Here is a 1,216-nt window from a genome sequence, read left to right on the forward strand (position 1 = left end):
TAAGCGGAAACCCTGTAACAGTGGGAACAGGAGCAGGAGAAGTAAGTTTCACACTGGTAAGCACACTTCCAGCAGGTCTGACTATCAATGCAGACCAGACCATCACCGTTGCTCCTGGCACACCGGCAGGAAGCTACGAAGTGGAATACACGATCTGTGACAATGACCACGCATCGAACTGTGATACCGTGAAGAGTTACATCACCGTAACGGGAGACACCCTTACTGCTAATGCAGATACGCCTTCAGCAGTAACAGTATCGACTTCGGCTCAGACGATCATCAATGTAATTTCAAATGATACCAGAAACGGAAACCCGCTGACAGCATCAGAAGTTACTATTACGACAACAACAGCAGATCCTTCAGGGTATCTGACACTTGATCCGGTAACAGGCGTGGTAAGTTTAGGGGCAAATGCACCTGCAGGGACTTACACCCTTACATACTCGATCTGTGATAAGACCAATATATCAAACTGCAGTACGGCTTCGGTTACTCTAACAGTAAACGCGCCTGCAGCAACACCGGTAATCGACGCGGTTACAGAGACCACAACAGCTGTGAACAGCAATGCAGGAGGTACAACGCTATCTTTAACTGCTAACGACACGCTGAACGGAAACCCTGTAACAGTGGGAGCAGGAGCAGGAGAAGTAAGCTTCACACTGGTAAGCACACTTCCAGCAGGTCTGACTATCAATGCAGACAAGACGATCACCGTTGCCCCTGGAACATTAGCGGGAAGCTACGAAGTGGAATACACGATCTGTGACAACGACCACGCTTCGAACTGTGATACAGTGAAGAGCTACATCACCGTTACAGGCGATACGCTTACCGCGAATGCAGATACGCCTTCGGCAGTAACGCAGTCAGGTACAGCTCAGACGATTATCAATGTAATTTCAAATGATACTAGAAACGGAAACCCGCTGACAGCATCAGAGGTTACAATTACAACGACAACAGCAGATCCTTCAGGTTATCTGACACTTGATCCGGTAACAGGAGTTGTAAGTTTAGGGGCTAACGCACCGGCAGGAACTTACACCCTTACATACTCGATCTGTGATAAGACCAATACATCAAACTGCAGTACGGCTTCGGTTACCTTAACGGTAAACGCGCCTGCAGCAACACCGGTAATCGACGCGGTTACAGAGACTACAACAGCTGTGAACAGCAATGCAGGAGGAACGACAGTATCTCTTAC

The 1,216-nt window shown here is 48.4% G+C and carries 1 protein-coding gene; it reads left to right on the forward strand.

From position 1 onward, the window contains the following. The coding region (locus EV144_RS24270; protein ID WP_410501182.1) for an Ig-like domain-containing protein at positions 1-1,216 on the forward strand (1,216 nt) is incomplete at both ends.

It is taken from the genome of Flavobacterium sp. 270 (genome assembly GCF_004368785.1).
Lineage (GTDB): Bacteria > Bacteroidota > Bacteroidia > Flavobacteriales > Flavobacteriaceae > Flavobacterium.